Source organism: Effusibacillus dendaii (assembly GCF_015097055.1).
GTDB classification, from domain to species: domain Bacteria; phylum Bacillota; class Bacilli; order Tumebacillales; family Effusibacillaceae; genus Effusibacillus; species Effusibacillus dendaii.
On record NZ_AP023366.1, the window covers coordinates 3250226 to 3268305 of the forward strand.

An 18080-nucleotide genomic window follows, 5' to 3' on the forward strand; every position below is an offset into this window, starting at 1 on the left:
ATGACAAGGGAACGGGATATTGTAATCACGGAAGTGGCGCTGCGTGACGGCAGTCATGCAATTGCCCATCAATACACGGTTGATCAGGTAATCAGCGTGGCAAGAGCGCTCGATGAAGCCAACGTGCCCTATATTGAGGTTTCGCACGGTGACGGACTGGCTGGATCTTCGCTGCAGTACGGGTTGTCTCGTACGAATGAGATGGAATTGATTGAGGCAGCGGTCTCTGTGTGTAAACAGGCGCGCATTGCCGTACTGTTGTTGCCGGGCGTCGGCACGATGCAAGAACTGAAACAGGCGGCCGGATTGGGTGTCAAAATGGCACGCATTGCCACGCACGTGACAGAAGCGGATATTTCTGCTCAGCATATTGCGCTGGCGAAAGAGTTGGGCCTGGAAACGGTCGGATTTTTGATGATGGCGCATATGGCGCCGCCGGAAAAACTGGTCGAACAGGCGAAGTTGATGGAAAGTTATGGAGCGGATACTGTCTATGTTGTGGATTCGGCTGGTGCGCTGCTGCCGCATGAAGTACGGGAACGGGTGCGGGCGTTACGGCAAAATCTGCGCGTCAACGTCGGATTCCATGCGCACAACAACCTGTCGTTGGCGATGGCGAACACCTTGGTAGCGATTGAAGAAGGGGCTACCCGGATCGATGGCAGCGTTCGGTGTCTGGGGGCAGGCGCGGGAAATGCGCAGACAGAAGTGCTGGTTGCCGTGTTGGACCGGATGAACATTCAAACGGGTGTCAATGTATACAAAATGATGGATTTGGCGGAAGAAATCGTCGCCCCGATCCTTCAAAAACCGCAGGAAATTACACGCGACAGCCTGGTACTCGGCTACGCGGGGGTGTACTCCAGCTTCCTGCTGCACGCACAGCGGGCGGCCAAACAGTTTGGATTGGATGCACGCGATATTCTGATCGAGTTAGGAAAACGGAAAGTGGTGGGCGGCCAGGAAGACATGATTGTCGACGTAGCGGCTGCCATCTCGCATGACAAAACATCGGTTTCGGTCAGATAGGGGAGCGGATTATGGGAAATTATAACTACAGGCAAATCGCCGCTTTTTTAGAACGGGCAGAGTTGGAAAAAAAGGAAATAGGCCGCATAACAGCCGACTATACGGATCTGGATGTGGCGGCGGCCTACGAAATCCAGGCTGAACTGGTAAACCTGAAGTTGGAACAGGGATACCGGGTCATCGGCCCCAAAATGGGCTTGACCAGCCAGGCCAAAATGAAACAGATGAAGGTGGAAGAGCCGATATACGGGTATATTTTTGATTATATGGTGATACCCAACGGCGGCCAACTGCGTATGCGGGATCTCATTCATCCCAAAGTCGAAGCGGAAATCGCCTTCGTAATGGGAAAAGATGTGAGCGGCCCAGGTGTAACGGGCGCACAGATCCTGGCTGCAACCGAATTTGTGACGTCCGCATTGGAAATTATCGACAGCCGCTACGAAAATTTCTCTTTTACATTGCCGGATGTAATAGCCGATAATGCGTCTTCTTCGCGAGTGATATTGGGCGATCGCCTGGTGCGGCCAGATGAAATGGAACTGGATCTGGTCGGTGTTACGCTGTCAATCAATGGTCAAATCAAAGCGTTGGGGGCGGGGGCTGCCGTATTGGGACACCCGGCCCATTCGGTGGCGATGTTGGCCAATATGCTGGCACGCAAAGGGGAATCATTGAAAGCTGGCAGCGTCATTCTGACAGGCGGTGTGACAGAAGCCATCCTGTTGCATGTTGGCGATACGGTAAGCGCCAAGCTGGATGGATTGGGAGAAATCGGGTTTCAGGTGACCGAGTAAAATTTGAGCCAAAAATCCAATAAAAAGGGGCTGTGCGATATGCCATTTGTACAAATTCAGATGCTTGAGGGCAGACCGGAGGAAAAAATCAAGCAGATGATTCGTGACGTAACGGATACGATCGTAAACACGTTAGACGTACCGAAAGAAAACGTTCGCGTTGTGGTTTCGGAAGTTCCCAAAACGCACTGGGGAATCGCGGGTACGCCTGTTTCTGACATTCCTGGACGATAGTTCCGTACCTCCCGGACGATAGTTCCCTATCCGACTTAAAGACCGTCTGATCTGTTTTGATTGGACGGTTTTTATCTGCCGATTGGCTCATCAGGCGGTTATCCGACATTGTTTCTGGCTGATGCCGCAAGAGCCAACGGGGGTAAGGTGTACACTTGCGAAAACGATTCTTTTAAGATTGAATTGGCCAAACAGACTTTTGAAAAGGCGGGACTCGACAAATACATTGAGTTGATTGAGGGAGATCTTTACAGACGGTGGCATCACTCGAGGGCCCGTGGGATTTTGTGTTTATCGATGCAGTGAAGGAAGAATACATTTTTTACCTCGCGATGGTATGGCCGAAACTCCGGTCAGGAGGACTGATAGTAGCGGATAACATGCTTTCTCATAAAGGAATATTGGGGATTACGGCCTATCAGGGATTTGTAAGACTGCAGGACGATGGAGCAACCGTAACGGTACCATCGGATCAAGCGATGAGTTCACTTGTAAATATTAGTGGAGGCTTAACTAGGCCGCTGAATTCCGAAAGGAAGCGGGGGAAACAATTTTGGGGTGAATCCGGTCGATCGATCGGTAGGGCAATCTCTTAAGCCCGAATCCGACAGCTAACCTCGTAAGTGTTTAAGAGAGGAGTGAGGACATTGTTCCAATTTCTTAATTTTACGCCCCGTAGGGATTTTTCCTATGGGGGTTTTTTAACAGCTTAGAAAATATAAAAATGTGATATTCCATCACCATTTTTATACTTTCGGCTGTCGAAAAAGGTTTCCTCTAATAGACGCCGCTTGACCGCGAATATGCTTCGGTAGAAGCCTTTTTTAGATCACGAGGAAACGACCCGCACGCGTCATGTCGGATTCGTATCTGGCGGAACCCGATTCGATTTTACGTTGACATACACCGGACACTTTTTCGGAAAAACGTTGGTGACTTGTCTTCAATCGAATCGAAGCGCGATTTTGGCTATTGACGACATGGACAACCTCGACCACCTTGTTGCGACGTTTGGCTTGAGTAAGGCAGATGCCGTTCGCTTATCAAATTTCTTAAAGGAACCGCTTGCTGATCGATTGCTTCACTCGGAGTATTAAGCATCGGAAACCTTGCTGCTATAGACACACGTCTGTGGAAAATCCGACCTTCTTTCGAGAAGGTCGTTTTCAATTTATCCAAAAATCGATCCGAAATTCATGTTTGATGTGCTCTGATTCTGGAAGTTCTCACAAATAAAACAGCCAAACAATCAAAGGTGCAAAAACAGAGCCAGAGAGCGCGCTCAACGTCATCGCAACGGAACTGATCGATACCGTTTGTTCTCCATATTCAAAAGCCTTCGCGATTCCGATCGCATGCGACGCGCTGCCCAGTGCGATTCCCCGACCCAAAAAATTGTTGATTCTGAACCAGTTGAAGATATAGGGGCCAAAGACGGGACCAGTCAATCCTGCGATCATGACAAATACAGCGGCCAGTGGAGGAATCCGCCTAAAACCGGGAGCAAATTTTTGATTAAGATGTTCCTTTGCTTATATAACGGGTAGGCAAGAGAAACAACGGATGGTCCTAACAGGAGGTTACTCCATTGCCCTCCAATCATATAGGTACTATACGGGATTTGAAAACAGACAAGAATGACAACAAGCGCGACCAATAATAGAAAAAAACCAATAATACTGCCCGGAATCGGCAAGTGCAGCAAGTTGTGCAGCCAATCTCCAACAAATGAAACAGCGTATAAAAACGCAATTTGTGCAATGATTTTCATGATTTTCATTCGTATGGTTGGATCCTAACGGATACAGCTGTAAGAGGAATACCGTCCCTCCTTGCTTTTGCATGATATTTTAGGTTCTCAATACTTTACACATAGAATAACGCATCGGGAAAGAATTGTAAAAATAGTAGTTGCAACAAAACAACAGAACTACTTAGTGTTATGTTTATGTAAGTTTACATTACACAAATATCTCGATGCACAATTATTTTATTTGATTTTTAAATTACATGTTATATATTATTACATATACATTACATATATGGTTGCATTTTTAGGAGGAGGAGAATTCGATGGGGTTTTTCGGTTGGCTGGATTTTCGTGAAGGTCTTCCGCTTTGGTGGTCTTATAAGCTTAACCGCCAAATCGCGCAGTCGGTGGAAGAAACGTTTGAAGGGATTGCCAGGACGCGAGTATCTCTGCTTTTGGATTGGGCAAATGAACAATGGGATTACATAGAGAACACCGCAACAGAAATAAGTCGAATACCCGATGAAGAGTGGAATTTCTATTTAAAAAAACGTCTGCAACAAGCAACTTATTTTACAGAGTTATTTTTGCTTACAACCAAACTTGAAGTATGCGCTGCCACATACCCGAAGCATCTGGGATTTTCCTATCATAACAATCAGAAAACGGGGATCAACAGAGCCGTCCTGCATGTTTTAAATACAAATGAAAGACTTCTCTATGGTCCATTTTCGGATCCGCTGACTATGGAGATCGGGCCACGAACTTCCAATTTTCATGACGAAGTAACGATTGTGTTCATTCAACCGGTTCGGCTAGGGAACAAGTTGAGCCATATTTTAATCGGGCGTATTCCCAACGATGTTCTAGGAGACCTGATCCAACGTGAAGCTGGCCATGTTTACCGCGATTCCGGTGACAACTATCTGTTTATGGCCAAGTCCAATTTTGATCCCGCCATCGCCCCCGGAACCGCATTGTCCCGAAGCCGTTTCGAAGACCGCGCATTTACGTTAGGGGAAAATCTGAAAGACGGGGTTCACACCAAACACTGGGGAATTGTCCGGGTTAAGGATCATACTGAATTTGAAATACGTTTTACGGACCCGGCGACCAACGAACTGCATCCCGGGGTGTGGAACACAATTCAAAACGGAAATAACATTTTCGTTCACTTTCCTGGCTATTCCGACTACCGCCACATTCCGGTAATAGGCAAAGGAGTCACTTTCCAGTTACCGGGTTCGCCCGATATATGGGGAATGATGTGCGAAGGCGATCTCGAGGAAGTTTATCGACGCCGTTCGCTTACTTGGCGACTTGGCAAGCTTTTTGCCATGTGGATGGGAGCGGGAATCATACTGCATCAACTTTTGATTCTGCCAGGCATTTTCCCGCTTTGGTCGACAATGTTGATCGAAGTAATTTACGGTCTGGTGGCAGTTTTATTGTTTTCCCGAAGAGGAGTAGAACCTGTCGCCTCCCGTTTAACAGATATGACTCGGATCATTCGTCGAATAGCGGAAGGCGGAGGCGATCTTACAATGCGTATAGACCATTCTACGCTCGAAAATGACGAATCAGGTGAATTGGGCCGTTGGGTAAATAACCTGATTGATAGTTTGGACGGACTTATGAGCAAGGTAAAGACAACTGCTCTGGGCGTGGAAACTACGAATGAATCGTTGCGCGAAAAAAACAGCCAGGGTCGAGCAAAATTCCTCTTTAGTGATCCACAGTATGGCAGAAATGTTGGAAGGAATACAGCATCAGCTAACAGACGTCCGGCAGGCTATGCTTCAAATTGACCAAGTAAGCGAAACCCTTCACAGTATAGAACAACTGTCACAGGATCAACTAAAACACGCGCAGGAACAAATTGAAAGCATTGACGAAAAAATGAAGGACATCGTGTATCGTGTTCAGGTTGCCCTTAAATTAACTGACACTTTTGCCGAGCATTCCGAAAAAATCAGCCGAATCGTTCATACCATCAACGAAGTGGCTCAACAAACCAATCTTCTGGCATTAAACGCTTCTATTGAAGCGGCCAGAGCTGGGGAACACGGCCGAGGGTTTGCAGTTGTGGCAGAAGAGATTCGTAAGTTGGCGAACCAAACAACGTCTGCTACTCAGGAAATCAGTCACACGTTGGAAGAAATCGAGGCAGATTCCCAACAGGTCCAGATGGCTATCGAGAGAAGCAACGATGAAGTCGAAAAAGGGGCCAATATTGTGGAAGCCGTTAAGAACGTCCTTACATCGATGTCTCAGACATCCGCCGCTAATCCTGATGTTACCAATCAGATGCGCGACATTATACGCAATATAGCTGCGACAAATGAACAAAATTTCAAAACTGTGGACAACGTGAATCAGTCAGCCGAACAGATGGTGCATACGATACAGGATGCAAGAAACGATTCGGAACAAAGTTCTCTCGTGGTTTCGAATCTTCGCCGCCTGGTAGACAAATTCCAACTCTCAGAAAAGTAAATAAAGTCAGGGGGGCCGCATCATTTTGGCTTGAAAAATGGGGTGGGAATTCGCACGAAATGAGGTCCGCATTTACGTTTTGGGGGTATATGACGATATGGATCGGCAACATAGTCGGAACCAAACTGATCGCTCGAATCCTTGGAAAATACTCATCGCTTGTAGCCGGGCTTCTGCTCATTGGAGTAGGCCTGCATCAAGTTTTTTAACTGTTGTTAAACCAACATTCAGTTTCCCATCAGGCTCTGTACGCCTTTTTCATTAAACTGTTTGGGCGGCCAGGCACACAGGTCAAACGGAAAATCCGATCCGGGCACAATCCGGTCTTCTCCCGCCATCAGCAACAGATATTCCAGCGCCGCTTGATTCCACAATACCGAATCATACCAGAATCGCTTCAGATATTCGGATGGAGGGGCCTGCAACGCGGCAGAAACCGGTTTCCACTGATTGTACCCTTTGTCCAGCCGACCGATTTGATAGGGCAGAAAACCGCCGCCGTGCGCTAATAAAATTTTTGCATGCGGATATTTGTCAAGTAAGCCGCTTAACAGGATATCGGTTGCACAGACGGTTGTTTCCCACGGCACCCCAATCAGGTTCGGCATCATCCGTCGCTGTAAGCGGGCATCTTCAGACAGCAGCGGATGGATAAAAACGATTGCATTCGTTTCTTCCGCCGCTTCCCAAAAAGGAACAAAAAAGTCGTCTGTCAGCATCTGCCCCCCACAACCGGGACCGATGATCGCTCCTTTTAATCTGTTCTTACATGCAGCCTTCAATTGATCAGCTGCTTTGGCCGGGTTTTGCAGGGGAACGGTGGCGAGCGCCGATAAACGGTCGGGCTGTGAAGCTGTCCAGTCGGCCAACGACCTGTTATACACGTCTGCCAATTCATTCGTTATCTCTGACGGAAATTCGTACAAAAACAATTGGGGAATCGGTGAGACCAGGGAATGGCTGACACCCGCTTCGCGTTGGCTGTTCAGGTAAAGTTCGGCATGCAAGAAAAGAGGTTTCAATTCAAAAGACCATTTGCCGTTGATTGTCAGGAATTCGGATTTTGCCGCATCTTTTTGTTCAAACTGTGCGTGGATCGTCCGGCTGTTTTCCTTCAGCCAGTCATATACATCAGAAGGAATAAAATGAGTATGAAGGTCGTACATTAAAACACCTCTTTATTTTGAATGTTATTATGTTTCTAACTATTTCGATATTGAATTGGTTTTTTAAAAATGATACGGTTTAATCAGATAAAAAAAAAGGCGGTTGTTCTTTTATGCGGAATTCGTGGAAAAAAAGGGGGAATTTCCGTGGCTAAGGGACAAGAAACTCTTTCGTCTGTTCATAATGCAATGCGTATTTTGCAGGAATTTTCAAAAGAGGGACCGGAATTAGGCATTAGCGAACTGAGTCATCGGCTGGGGCTGGCGAAAAGCACTGTTTTTCGGTTGATTCGCACCTTAAGCGAGTCACATTTGGTGCAGCAAAACAAAAAATCCCAAAAATACCACTTGGGATTGGGCGTATTCGTACTGGGTTCTTCCGTGTATCACAAAATGGAAATCCGTCAGGTCGCTCTTCCTTTCCTGGAAAAGCTGTTAAAATCCACCAATAAAGTGGTGCGCTTAGGTGTTTATGATCAAGGCGGCGTTGTGTATCTCAGCAAGCTGCCGGAAGATCAGGAGACCAGATCATTCAGTTCGATCGGCCGCCGGGTCCCGGCGTATTGTACAGCAATTGGCAAACTGTTGCTGGCCTACCAGCCGCTAACGGAGATCGAACGTGTGCTGCAGGAAGAATTGAAAGCGGTTACGCCAAATACGATCACTAGCCGTGACAAGCTGCATGAACAGTTGGATATGATCAGAAAAAACGGGTATGCGGTTACCTACGAGGAAACAAGGCCGGGCATCTGTTCTGTTGCCGTACCCGTTTTTGACGACATGCATGAAGTGGTCGCCGCTATCAGTGTAACAGGTTCGAAATCACATTTTTACCAGGTGCAGACTCAGGGCTACGTAAAAGAAATGAGAATGTACAGCCGATTGATCTCGGAACAGCTTAGTCCCGAGTGATCAAACCGCAGATGATAGAATCAGTGACGCTTCTGCCGAAGGTGTGCTTCGATAGAAGCTTTTTATTTACCTATTACTTTCCGAATTTTCGGTTTTGTGCCATATGCAAGAACAACCCGGACGCAAGTGTTGGATCGAGTATATATAGTGAATGTAAATGATTCATAAGGAGTGGCTGTGTCATGTTGAAGCCGGAGGAAAATGAACGACTGACGCGGGTGGGTCCAGGTACGCCGATGGGTGAAGTGTTTCGTCGGTATTGGATCCCCGCCCTGTTATCGGAAGAACTGCCGGAACCGGATTGTCCGCCGATACGCGTTCGACTGTTGGGGGAAAATTTGGTGGCGTTTCGGGATACGAACGGAACAGTGGGCCTGCTTGACCGATACTGCCCGCATCGCCGGGTCGAATTATTTTGGGGGCGCAATGAAGAATGCGGTTTGCGATGTGTTTACCACGGCTGGAAATTCGATGTGGCTGGCAACTGTGTAGACATGCCAAATGAACCGACGGAAAGCAATTTTAAACAAAAAGTCAAAATCACGTCTTACCCCACCTGGGAAAAGGCGGGTGTTATCTGGACCTATATGGGACCGAAAGATTGGATGCCGCCGCTGCCTGACTACGAATGGGTAAGAGCACCAGAAACACACCGCCATGTTTCCAAAACATTTGAAGCATGCAATTGGCTGCAAGGTTTGGAAGGCGGCATTGATACTTCTCATTCTTCCTTCGCGCACAACAACAACCTGGCGGACAAGAATGCGCTGCGCACGCGGGCTCCTTCTCCCAAACTGGAAGTTGTCAAAACGGACTATGGTTTCCGCTATGCAGGAATCCGGGATTTGGGGCAGGACGGGAATTATGTGCGCGCCTATCAGTACATCATGCCAGCGCAGCAGATGCGTGGCGCCATGACGAAATGGAAAGACGGTTCGCGTGAAGAATTTCCGGCAATCGCCGGTCATATTTGGGTGCCGATTGATGATGAATCAACTTGGGTGTGGAATTTTATATACTCGGCGGATAAGCAGATTCCATTTACGCCCGAGTTTGTGCTGGAACACGAAACGGCATTTGGTCGCGGACCGAATGACCTGCTTCCAGGCTACCGATTAAAACGGAATCCCTCCAATGATTACCTGATCGACCGGGAAGTACAGCGGATCCAAACGTTTACCGGAATATCGGGCATTAATACGCAGGATTATGCGTTGCAGGAAACGGCTGCTCCGATTATTGACCGTTCCCTGGAACGGTTAGGAACGGCAGATGCGGCCATCATTGCAGCCAGGCATTTATTGTTGGAAGCCACCCGGGATGTGGAACAAGGGAAGGCGCCGCGTGGTACACGTGCGGATTCGTACCGAAATGTGCGGGCATGCGACAAAATCCTGCCAGCCGGGATCGATTGGAAAGAAGCACTGAAGGAAGAGATGACAGCCCAATTTTAACAGTTTCGAAACAGTGCCGGTAACGATTAAATCATTGATTTTCCAAATCTGACAGACAGATGCAACCATCACGGAGGGAGAAAACTATGGGAGACTTCGCGGAGCTGAAAGGTAAAACGGTAGCCCTCCTCGGATATGACAATATTGCCATCGAACAGGCAAAGAAACTGAGAGAACTGGGGATTAAAGTCATTATCGGGGTCCGGGAAGGTTGGAATGAAGAAGCTGCCAAACAGGACGGTTTTCAAGTATTCAATCTGCATGAGGCGGTTGCTCAGGCAGATATTATTCAGGTTTGGTAATCTGAAAGGAAGAATGGAAAGAGGCGAGGAATCGCATTGCAGCAGCCGGGTGTATGCCGTTCGCGAGTTGTTTATATTGCAAAGTATAACGTTTTACCGTAGACTCTAAGAGAATATAGAAAACATTCTGACCTACGGAGAGAAAGCGGACGATGAGTAAGTCTTACCGGATAGGTGAATTGTCGAAACTCACCAGGGTTTCAAAAAGGACGATAGATTTCTATACCCAACTCGGTTTGCTCAAGTCTGAAAGAACCGATTCCAATCGTCGTTTGTACCCCGAAGAAACGTTGGAACGAATGAAGATCATAGAGATGTATAAAAAGGAAAAATTATCGTTGGTAGAAATTCAAACACGTTTCAAAGTGTTGGACGAAATGGACGTTTCCAAAATAGAAGTGGCTCAAAAGTTGCATCACATCTCAGAACAACTGCGCCGATTGGAAGACAGCCTGTTGGAATGCAAACTCTTATTGTCCGGTTTTGACAAAAGTCATCTGAAAAATCTTACCGCGCAAATCACCGTTCAGTTCGCTTCTGTGGCGCAAATCATGAACGAAATTTCTTGAGTATCTGTTTCACAATGGAGGAGCCTGTCACCACAGGCTCCTTCTTGTCTTTTTCGGACACGTGTCAGTTGTGGGGGAGTGAAATGGGGGGATTCGAAAATTTTTTATTTCAAAGAACGTTGAAATTTTTTATTGTTCATTAAAACGTTTTACTGTACAATTTTACATGAAAGCAGTTACACTTTGCGGACGGAGAAATTGTCCGGCGACAAATTGAATACTTGTTTCACAATGGAGGAGCCTGTCACCACGGGCTCCTTTTTGTCTTTTTTCACTTTTGTTGAAGCGCTGTATCGCTATAAACCATTTACAAGGGAGGGGCTTTATGAGGGAAATTTGCAAGTTTTTCATCGGATGGATCGTCATGTTGGTTTACCTGGGCTTCGTAATCGGGATGATTGCGAAGATGGAAGACATCGAAGATGTATCGACACAATCATTGGTTATGATCTCAATTGTGATTGTTACGATTGGCATTTCATGTTTATTCGGGTTTGTTACACGTCCCAAAGACAAGTAACGTGGCGGATATGACATCACAATAGCCAGATGCGAAACCACAACGGCTAGTTTTAGGAGGTAATATATGGAACAACAGGCAGTATTAGCGATTGGAATCTTTTTAGTTACGTACGCGCTCATCATCTCCGAAAAAATTCACCGCACCGTGGTTGCGATGCTGGGCGGCATCCTGATGATCGTGTTCGGAATCGTGAACCAGGAAACGGCGATCCACCACATCGACTTTAACACTTTGGGTCTTCTTGTCGGAATGATGATCATCGTTTCTGTCACGGCGGAAACGGGGCTTTTCAAGTACGTAGCCATTTGGTCGGCTAAAAAGGCGAAAGGAGATCCGCTTAGAATCCTTTTGGTTTTGGGGTTTATTACCGCAGTTGCGTCCGCGTTTCTCGATAATGTAACAACTGTACTTTTGATGGTGCCGGTCACCTTTAGTATCACCCGCCAATTGCGCGTGTCGCCGCTGCCGTATTTGCTTACGGAAATTTTTGCGTCAAACATTGGCGGAACGGCCACGCTCATCGGAGACCCTCCGAACATTATGATCGGCAGTGCGGTTAAGGAATTGTCTTTCCTGTCTTTTGTGAACAATCTAACCGCGATTTCGTTCTTTATCCTGTTCGTGACTCTCGCCCTTCTTGCCGTTTGGTACCGAAAACAACTGCAAACATCAACGGAACTTAAACAGGGCATCATGCAGTTGGATGAAAAGGACGAAATCACTGACAAAAAACTTCTCAGAAAATGCTTGTCGGTTCTCGCATTAACGATCGGAGGATTTTTTGTCCATCAAATCGCACACCTGGAATCGGCGACAGTCGCGTTGGCGGGCGCGTTTGTTTTGTTGCTTCTTACCGGAGAGCATTATTTGGAAGAAGCGTTGGCACGGGTGGAGTGGATTACGATTTTCTTCTTTATCGGGTTGTTTGTTCTTGTTTCAGGTCTTGTCGAAACGGGGGTTATATCGAAGCTTGCCGCACAGGCGATCGATCTCACTGGCGGCGATTTAACCATGACTGCAATGCTGATTTTGTGGATGAGCGCGTTTGCATCAGCGTTTGTCGATAACATTCCGTTCGTCGCTACGATGATACCCATGATTCAGGAGATGGGGAACATGGGGGTTACCCATTTGGAACCCCTCTGGTGGAGCCTGTCTTTAGGTGCGTGTTTGGGAGGAAACGGTACGTTGATTGGCGCAAGCGCCAACGTGATCGTAGCAGGACTCGCCGCCAAAGAAGGACACCACATTTCGTTTCTGAAATTTATGTGGATCGGTTTTCCTTTAATGATTTTATCAATCGCAATTTCTTCTGCGTATGTGTACATTCGATATCTGATGTGATGAGGAAGAATCAAAAGGATTATAAGAACAAAAGAAGGCCGCCGCCCTGAGTTTGTTGTATGGTAAGAACAAGAGCTGCAAGAAACAGGGGGCGTCCAAAATGGAAATTCATTTTCTGTCGGTGATCGCAATGGAGTTTATTTTAGGAATTAAACATGCCATCGAACCGGATCATGTGATGCCGTTTCCACAATCGCAGTCACAGCAGAAAACTTTGGCGGGCGTGTTTTGGGGAATCGGACACACTTTCACATTGTTTACTGTCTGAATCCTGCTGATTGTGCTAAAACGGGAAATCCCCTCCGCATGGGCGACCTCTATGGAGTTTACCGTCGGCCTCCTGCTTGTTTATCTCGGTTTTCATCCATGTACCGCTTTCGGCAAAAACAGGTGCATGTGCACCAGCATGAACATTCGGATGAGTCGTATGTAAAATCGGTTTTCATCGGTTTGGTTGTTTACCACTTTGATCGGTCTCCCGTTTGTGTTGAGCAGCGGCCAGATCCAGGTAAACCGGGCACTTGCCCGCGTTACAGGAGCCGTCAGCATCGTGTACGGATTTTATTACATGTACGATCAGGCGTTTAACGAAGGGTTGTTTTCCTCCTTATTGCAATAGTTTATAATATTCAGACGAGCCTGGATGGAATGGTCAGAACGCTGGCAAAGGAACTGAACAGTCAAAAATCGGACTGGCTTATCTGCTAGCTGTAACGTATATAATAAACGAGTAGTGATCGAAGTTGATTGATTGGATAGGAGCTATTCACATGACCCTCCCCCTTCGTGTTGCCGTTACCGGACTTGGCGCCGTAACTCCTTATGGGACGGGCGTTCCGATTTTCTGGGATTCCTTGTTGGCGAATAAGTCGGCTGTCAGGCAAACAACAGATGAGCAGTTGCGGCAGTGGGTCCCCGTGGTGGCAGAAGCTCTTGATTTTAAACCGGAAGATCATCTGGCAAGAAAACAGATCGCCGATACGGACCGATTTGCCCAATTGGCTCTGGTGGCGGCGAAAGAAGCGCTGGCAGATGCCAGACTGCTGTCAGAGGACGGAAAATTGGCCTTATCGCAATCCGATCCAGATCGGATAGGCATATCGCTTGGGTCCGCGAGTGATTACGAAAGCGATGCCCAATGCAGCGGCTGGATCGATAGCGCTGCAGTTTGGAATTCGGGGCCCTGTAATGACCTATGCCACCGCTTGCGCTTCTTCCGCAAACTCCATCGGCGAGGCTGTCTATTGGCTGCAAAGGGGAGAAGTCGATGCAGTTTTGGCGGGCGCCGCACTGGCGATGAAACGGGCGCTTCAATCGGCTGGGCGGCAACCGACAGACATTGATTACGTCAATGCTCATGCAACATCCACTCCTGCCGGAGATATGGCAGAATCAAACGCATTGCGCGCCGTATTTGGAGATCATCTAAAGCAAATGCCTGTCAGCTCCATAAAAGGAGCGGTAGGCCATTTGTTGGGGGCAGCAGGTGCCATCGAATCGATCGCTTGTATTAAATCGATAGAAACAGGTTGGCTGCCTCCCACTTTACATTGTCAAGAGCGGGAACCGGCGGCTCCGCCTGATGTAGTGGCAGGCACGAGCCGACAGCAGCCGATCCGTCTGGCACTCAGCAATTCATTTGGATTTGGCGGCCAGAACGGCGTTCTGATTTGGCAAGCCAATCGGTAGAAGATTAGGCTCCGCCCAATTTTTGAGCGGCCATTTCCTGCAAACGGAATTTTTGTATTTTTCCGTTGCCGGTTATAGGCCAATCGGAGGGAGAAACGAACCACACATGGCGGGGTACTTTAAAACGTGCCAGTTTGTCTTGGCACCAATTGATGATTTCCCGTCGGGTACAGGTTTCTCCCGGTCTCAGTTCAATGAAGGCGGCGCCTGTTTCCGTTGTTAATTTGTCCGGCACGCCGACTACGTAAACTTGATTCACTTTCGGATGCTTGCTGATCACTTCTTCCACTTCTTTTGGCGTCACATTTTCACCGGATACCCGGTACAATTCTTTGCTTCTGCCGAGCAGTTCGATATATCCGTCTTCGTCAAAACGTCCCAGGTCTCCTGTTCGCAGCCAGCCGTCTTTATCAATGGTCAAGGTTGTTTCTTCCGGTTTGTTGTAATATCCGCGTGTGACCGTATTGCCCCGCACCGTGAGTTCTCCGACCGAACCGTACGGCAAATTTTCCCCTGTATACGGATCAATCACTTTGTATTGAACATTCGCGCCGCCAAATTCAGGCAATCCGGTGACGCCGCCCGGTTTAATACGGCCGACGCGGGTAACCACTCTTTCGATGGGATCTCCCACCTCCGTATGTGTGGTAGAAGCGGTCGCTTCCGTGCCGCCATAGCCGGTGCAAATCTCTTTCAGGCCAAACACATCGATCGCTCGCTGCCAAATCGGAACCGGGGCTGGCGCTGCCGCACACATCAGAGCGTATAACGAGTCGAGGCGGAAGGAAGCCGCCTCCGGGTGGCTGACCAGTGCGACCAGCATGGAAGGCACGCAGAGAAAATCGTTGACTTGATACTTTTCCATCAACTGGAGTGACTGAAGCGGTGAAAATTCGCGGCTGGTCACGACGGAACCGCCGACAAACGAAACGGCCAGAATTCCTTCTTCGATTGCAAATACATGGTAAAGCGGGAGGGGGGTAAATATCCGCCGTCCCTGTTCAATCGCCCGGCTTAAACAAGTGGAATACGCACATCGCAAAAAATTGTCGTGCGACAGCATCACACCTTTCGGCAAACCGGTCGAGCCGGATGTGTAAATGATAAAAGCAAGTTCATCCGGATATTCGGACGCCCGCCAGCGTTCAACCAATGCCTGATCCGTGATCCGCAATCCGCTGCTGTAAAATGTATCCCACAGTTCAAACCGATCATCGATTGCGCTTGATCCGTTCGGAATACAAACCACCTTTTTCAGTTTGTTTCCCTGTTCCGTCAGCAGTTGATCATACACGCGCGAAACGGACCGGTTATGATCCATACCGCCTGCTGTCTGATGCATAATCAGGTAGCGGCTGTCCGATTGGCGCAGCAGATAGGCCAGCTCATCCTGGCGGAGCATCGTATTGAGCGGTACGCAAACGGCTCCCACCAACCAGATGGCGATCATCAAAGCAACAAACTCTGCCTCATTTGCCATTAAAACCGCAATGTGATCGCGCCTTTCGACGCCTGCGGCCAGCAGGGATTTTGCAATCGCCCGTGCTTGCCGCCAAATTTCTTCGTATGTATACTGCCGTTCGGGTAATAAAAGTAGAGGGTGCTTGGCGTATTTTTCAGATTGATGAGCGAAATGACTTGCAATCGTGCGCCTTGGCCAAACGGGGAATTCCGATTCCAACCATTTTCGACGCTCTTCCGCACTTGCGATCATATAGAATTTCCCCTCCCAAATCGAATCACACATATCTCTTTAAAATCGTATATACTATTCTGTTACTAGTATTATGAAATGTATTCGTAAAATTCTGTAAGGTGATCTACAAAAATTGAGGGATTAAGCAAAAATGCGGTACAGTAAGAGGACTTGCGAAATGGAAGTACCGACCGTTTTGCAATTTTATCGGAGAGGAAGGATGACATATGGCGCTCGGTGAAACGATTTTCGATTTCAGTTTGCCGGACCTGCACGGCACCCCGTTTCGATACAGGATTTTCGGGGAAAAAACCGCCTTCTCCATCGTTTGTCTGGTCAAATTGTGCTTCCACATAGGTGGTCGAAATTGGGAAAGCCCTTTTTGATAGAGACGTTGAACTGTTTGATGGGCTTTTCGTATGACGGAAACAAAGCAGCGACAAATTGCGGAACGTTCAATTTCGTCAAAATAGGTTCCTCCCTTATTACATATAGGGTGCGTTTTTTCGTAGACAGTTAGACCACAACGGGACTCGGAGTTTGTTCCATAATTCGTTTCGTGACTTCATAGGCGGAACTGAATGACAGTTCGGAAAGCTGCCCTTCTCCTTCACACCAGTCGCCCGCAAAGTACGCATTCAGCAGGCTGTAGAACTTGACGGGCATCAAACGTTGATCGTCAATCGTTTTAATTTCCTGTACTGTCGCCTTTTTCGAGATTCGCTTGGCTGCCAACAGATCCCGCCAACCAGGAAAATGCTTGTCGTATACAAATTCAATATGCTCCAGTTTCTCGTCCATCTTGTTGGCGTTTATTTCTTCTTTGTTGAGGTAAGCGACTGCTTGCATCAATTGGCCGCCCTCCGGGATGCAAGTCGGATCGTAATAGGAAATGTCGGTTATAAAAATCCTTTCCCCTTTGTGATAGATATATGTAAACGGGCTTTCAATCCGTTTTTGCAATCCGATATCGTAAACCACAACCTGATTCGATTCGTACCGATTGTATTCGGCAAGCAGTTCTCTGTAGGGCGTCGATTCAAACAGGGATACCAGGACGCTCGGCGGTACACAGAATACAAAATGATCGGCGTCATACTGATTTTCCTTGCCGATCACGGAACGAACAGCGCCGTTCTCGACGACAACCGATTCGATTTTTTCTTTGCTGACGATTTTTCCGCCATTCCGGAGCAATATCGACTCCAGGCCTTCAATGATGGACTGCCAGCCGCCGCGAATATAAGCGACCGGTTTGCGTGTCGAAAACAACCTTCGATAGTAGCGGAAGAACAGCGGGGAAGGTATTTTTTCCGGTTCGTTCGTAAAAAAGTTGGACGAACCCAGCGTCAGTAAGAAGTCGCGTACCTGCGGCGGCTCCTTTTTCAGATAATCACCGATCAATATCCCTTCTTCGCCCCGTTCCATTGTCGAAATGGTTTTGAATATATCGTAAGCGAAGCGCAGCTTGTTCTGCGCATCCAACACCTTGGTCTGCATCAACCCTTCCAGCGTGGCGGGCACCGGTGTGGTGAACGTGCCCAGGTCATAATGCGCTTTTTTAGGTGAAAAATCGGCCCAGTCTACCTTCAGACCCAATTCATGTTCATACTTTCGCAAAATGGATGTATCCCGTCCGTAAATCGCATGGGCGCCAAAATTGAAGTGAAATCCCTTGACGGGAATGGTAATGGCCCGGCCTCCAAGCTTTGGCGCTTTTTCCAGCAGCGTTACATCGAAACCGTAATGCGAAAGTCGGGCGGCTGCGCTCAATCCGGCCAATCCGCCGCCAATTACTGCAACTTTTTGTTTCAAGAGCGATCCTCTCCTTGCTTTCTATTGCAAATACAACCGGGATGCTACTTCGTAGGATTCGCAGTTTCCCTTTTCTTAATCATTTTCCCACTTTTGAACCGCTTGTGCCAACTGCTTGCTTATTTTATGAAGTCTCTCCCACGCTTGCCGCCTGTTTGCCGCGTGGTTTCGCAGCAAATCAAGCCCTAATTCCAGTTTCCAGATAGAGTCTGCAAAAAAGTCAGCCGCTAACCGGATGTCTTCCATTTCCGAACGGGTCGATCGTTGTGTGTTGCCGGATTCGGTGGAAGAGGAAAAATTGCCT

At 47.8% G+C, this 18080-nt stretch carries 18 protein-coding genes, 4 pseudogenes and 1 riboswitch; of the genes and pseudogenes, 18 read left to right on the forward strand and 4 right to left on the reverse strand.

Annotation, left to right across the window (positions count from 1 at the left end):
• From dmpG to skT53_RS17265, 6 genes and pseudogenes are all read left to right on the forward strand, one after another.
• Positions 1–1029 carry a 4-hydroxy-2-oxovalerate aldolase gene (gene dmpG / locus skT53_RS17240; RefSeq protein WP_200759009.1) on the forward strand — a complete coding sequence of 343 codons (1029 nt, stop codon included), beginning with the start codon at positions 1–3 and terminating at the stop codon, positions 1027–1029.
• An 11-nt stretch (positions 1030–1040) separates the two neighbouring features.
• Complete coding sequence (locus skT53_RS17245; RefSeq protein ID WP_200759010.1) at positions 1041–1826, forward strand: 2-keto-4-pentenoate hydratase; 786 nt, start codon at positions 1041–1043, stop codon at positions 1824–1826.
• A gap of 39 nt (positions 1827–1865) precedes the next feature.
• The gene (locus skT53_RS17250) at positions 1866–2060 is read left to right on the forward strand and encodes a 4-oxalocrotonate tautomerase (RefSeq protein ID WP_200759011.1); all 195 of its coding nucleotides are present in this window, start codon (positions 1866–1868) and stop codon (positions 2058–2060) included.
• Positions 2061–2120: 60 nt separating this feature from the next.
• A complete protein-coding gene (locus skT53_RS19280) occupies positions 2121–2366 on the forward strand; it encodes an O-methyltransferase (RefSeq protein ID WP_404828902.1) in 246 nt (81 codons plus the stop codon).
• Positions 2318–2440 (forward strand): annotated as a pseudogene (locus skT53_RS19285) (SAM-dependent methyltransferase); the annotation flags it as partial. The gene skT53_RS19280 and the pseudogene skT53_RS19285, both read left to right, overlap by 49 nt.
• Positions 2441–2569: 129 nt before the next feature.
• Positions 2570–2701, forward strand: a riboswitch (cyclic di-AMP (ydaO/yuaA leader).
• A 198-nt stretch (positions 2702–2899) separates the two neighbouring features.
• Positions 2900–3157, forward strand: a pseudogene (locus tag skT53_RS17265) (DUF3055 domain-containing protein); the annotation flags it as partial.
• 129 nt (positions 3158–3286) lie between these two features.
• On the opposite strand, the pseudogene skT53_RS17270 reads toward skT53_RS17265, so the two are convergent.
• Positions 3287–3840: pseudogene (locus tag skT53_RS17270) on the reverse strand (LrgB family protein).
• A 293-nt stretch (positions 3841–4133) separates the two neighbouring features.
• On the opposite strand from skT53_RS17270, the gene skT53_RS17275 reads away from it, so the two are divergent.
• A complete protein-coding gene (locus skT53_RS17275) occupies positions 4134–5618 on the forward strand; it encodes a methyl-accepting chemotaxis protein (protein WP_226375271.1) in 1485 nt (494 codons plus the stop codon).
• Complete coding sequence (locus skT53_RS18680; protein WP_226375272.1) at positions 5605–6306, forward strand: methyl-accepting chemotaxis protein; 702 nt, start codon at positions 5605–5607, stop codon at positions 6304–6306. The genes skT53_RS17275 and skT53_RS18680 overlap by 14 nt, the downstream gene beginning before the upstream one ends.
• 227 nt (positions 6307–6533) lie before the next feature.
• Here skT53_RS18680 and skT53_RS17280 read toward each other — a convergent pair whose 3' ends face one another.
• Positions 6534–7472 (reverse strand): amidohydrolase family protein, encoded by a 939-nt coding sequence (locus tag skT53_RS17280; RefSeq protein WP_200759014.1) that lies wholly within the window; start codon positions 7470–7472, stop codon positions 6534–6536.
• 147 nt (positions 7473–7619) lie between these two features.
• On the opposite strand from skT53_RS17280, the gene skT53_RS17285 reads away from it, so the two are divergent.
• The 10 genes and pseudogenes from skT53_RS17285 (at position 7620) to skT53_RS18930 (ending at position 14265) form a co-directional block, all read left to right on the forward strand.
• Positions 7620–8384 (forward strand): IclR family transcriptional regulator, encoded by a 765-nt coding sequence (locus skT53_RS17285; RefSeq protein WP_200759015.1) that lies wholly within the window; start codon positions 7620–7622, stop codon positions 8382–8384.
• A gap of 182 nt (positions 8385–8566) precedes the next feature.
• Positions 8567–9838 (forward strand): Rieske 2Fe-2S domain-containing protein, encoded by a 1272-nt coding sequence (locus tag skT53_RS17290; RefSeq protein WP_200759016.1) that lies wholly within the window; start codon positions 8567–8569, stop codon positions 9836–9838.
• Positions 9839–9897: 59 nt separating this feature from the next.
• Positions 9898–10140 carry an NAD(P)-dependent oxidoreductase gene (locus skT53_RS17295; RefSeq protein WP_226375273.1) on the forward strand — a complete coding sequence of 81 codons (243 nt, stop codon included), beginning with the start codon at positions 9898–9900 and terminating at the stop codon, positions 10138–10140.
• Between the two features lie 152 nt (positions 10141–10292).
• Positions 10293–10709, forward strand: a complete 417-nt coding sequence (locus tag skT53_RS17300; RefSeq protein ID WP_200759018.1) for a MerR family transcriptional regulator — start codon at positions 10293–10295, stop codon at positions 10707–10709.
• A 325-nt stretch (positions 10710–11034) separates the two neighbouring features.
• Positions 11035–11229, forward strand: coding sequence for a hypothetical protein (locus skT53_RS17305; RefSeq protein ID WP_200759019.1), 195 nt, complete (start codon positions 11035–11037; stop codon positions 11227–11229).
• 66 nt (positions 11230–11295) lie between these two features.
• Positions 11296–12576: an ArsB/NhaD family transporter gene (locus skT53_RS17310; protein WP_200759020.1), complete on the forward strand. Its 1281-nt coding sequence runs from the start codon at positions 11296–11298 to the stop codon at positions 12574–12576.
• A 100-nt stretch (positions 12577–12676) separates the two neighbouring features.
• The gene (locus skT53_RS19035) at positions 12677–12844 is read left to right on the forward strand and encodes a hypothetical protein (protein WP_318978572.1); all 168 of its coding nucleotides are present in this window, start codon (positions 12677–12679) and stop codon (positions 12842–12844) included.
• Between the two features lie 198 nt (positions 12845–13042).
• Positions 13043–13195, forward strand: a complete 153-nt coding sequence (locus tag skT53_RS19040; RefSeq protein WP_318978573.1) for a hypothetical protein — start codon at positions 13043–13045, stop codon at positions 13193–13195.
• A 151-nt stretch (positions 13196–13346) separates the two neighbouring features.
• Positions 13347–13845 (forward strand): annotated as a pseudogene (locus skT53_RS18925) (beta-ketoacyl synthase N-terminal-like domain-containing protein); the annotation flags it as partial.
• Between the two features lie 27 nt (positions 13846–13872).
• Entirely contained in the window at positions 13873–14265 is a 393-nt protein-coding gene (locus skT53_RS18930; protein ID WP_264175980.1) for a beta-ketoacyl-[acyl-carrier-protein] synthase family protein, read from the forward strand.
• Between the two features lie 4 nt (positions 14266–14269).
• Here the strand turns inward: skT53_RS18930 and skT53_RS17325 are convergent, their stop codons facing one another.
• Both skT53_RS17325 and skT53_RS17330 read right to left on the reverse strand, forming a co-directional pair.
• Positions 14270–15979, reverse strand: a complete 1710-nt coding sequence (locus skT53_RS17325) for a class I adenylate-forming enzyme family protein (RefSeq protein ID WP_200759021.1) — start codon at positions 15977–15979, stop codon at positions 14270–14272.
• 498 nt (positions 15980–16477) lie between these two features.
• A complete protein-coding gene (locus skT53_RS17330) occupies positions 16478–17776 on the reverse strand; it encodes a phytoene desaturase family protein (protein ID WP_200759022.1) in 1299 nt (432 codons plus the stop codon).
• Between the last annotated feature and the right edge of the window lie 304 nt (positions 17777–18080).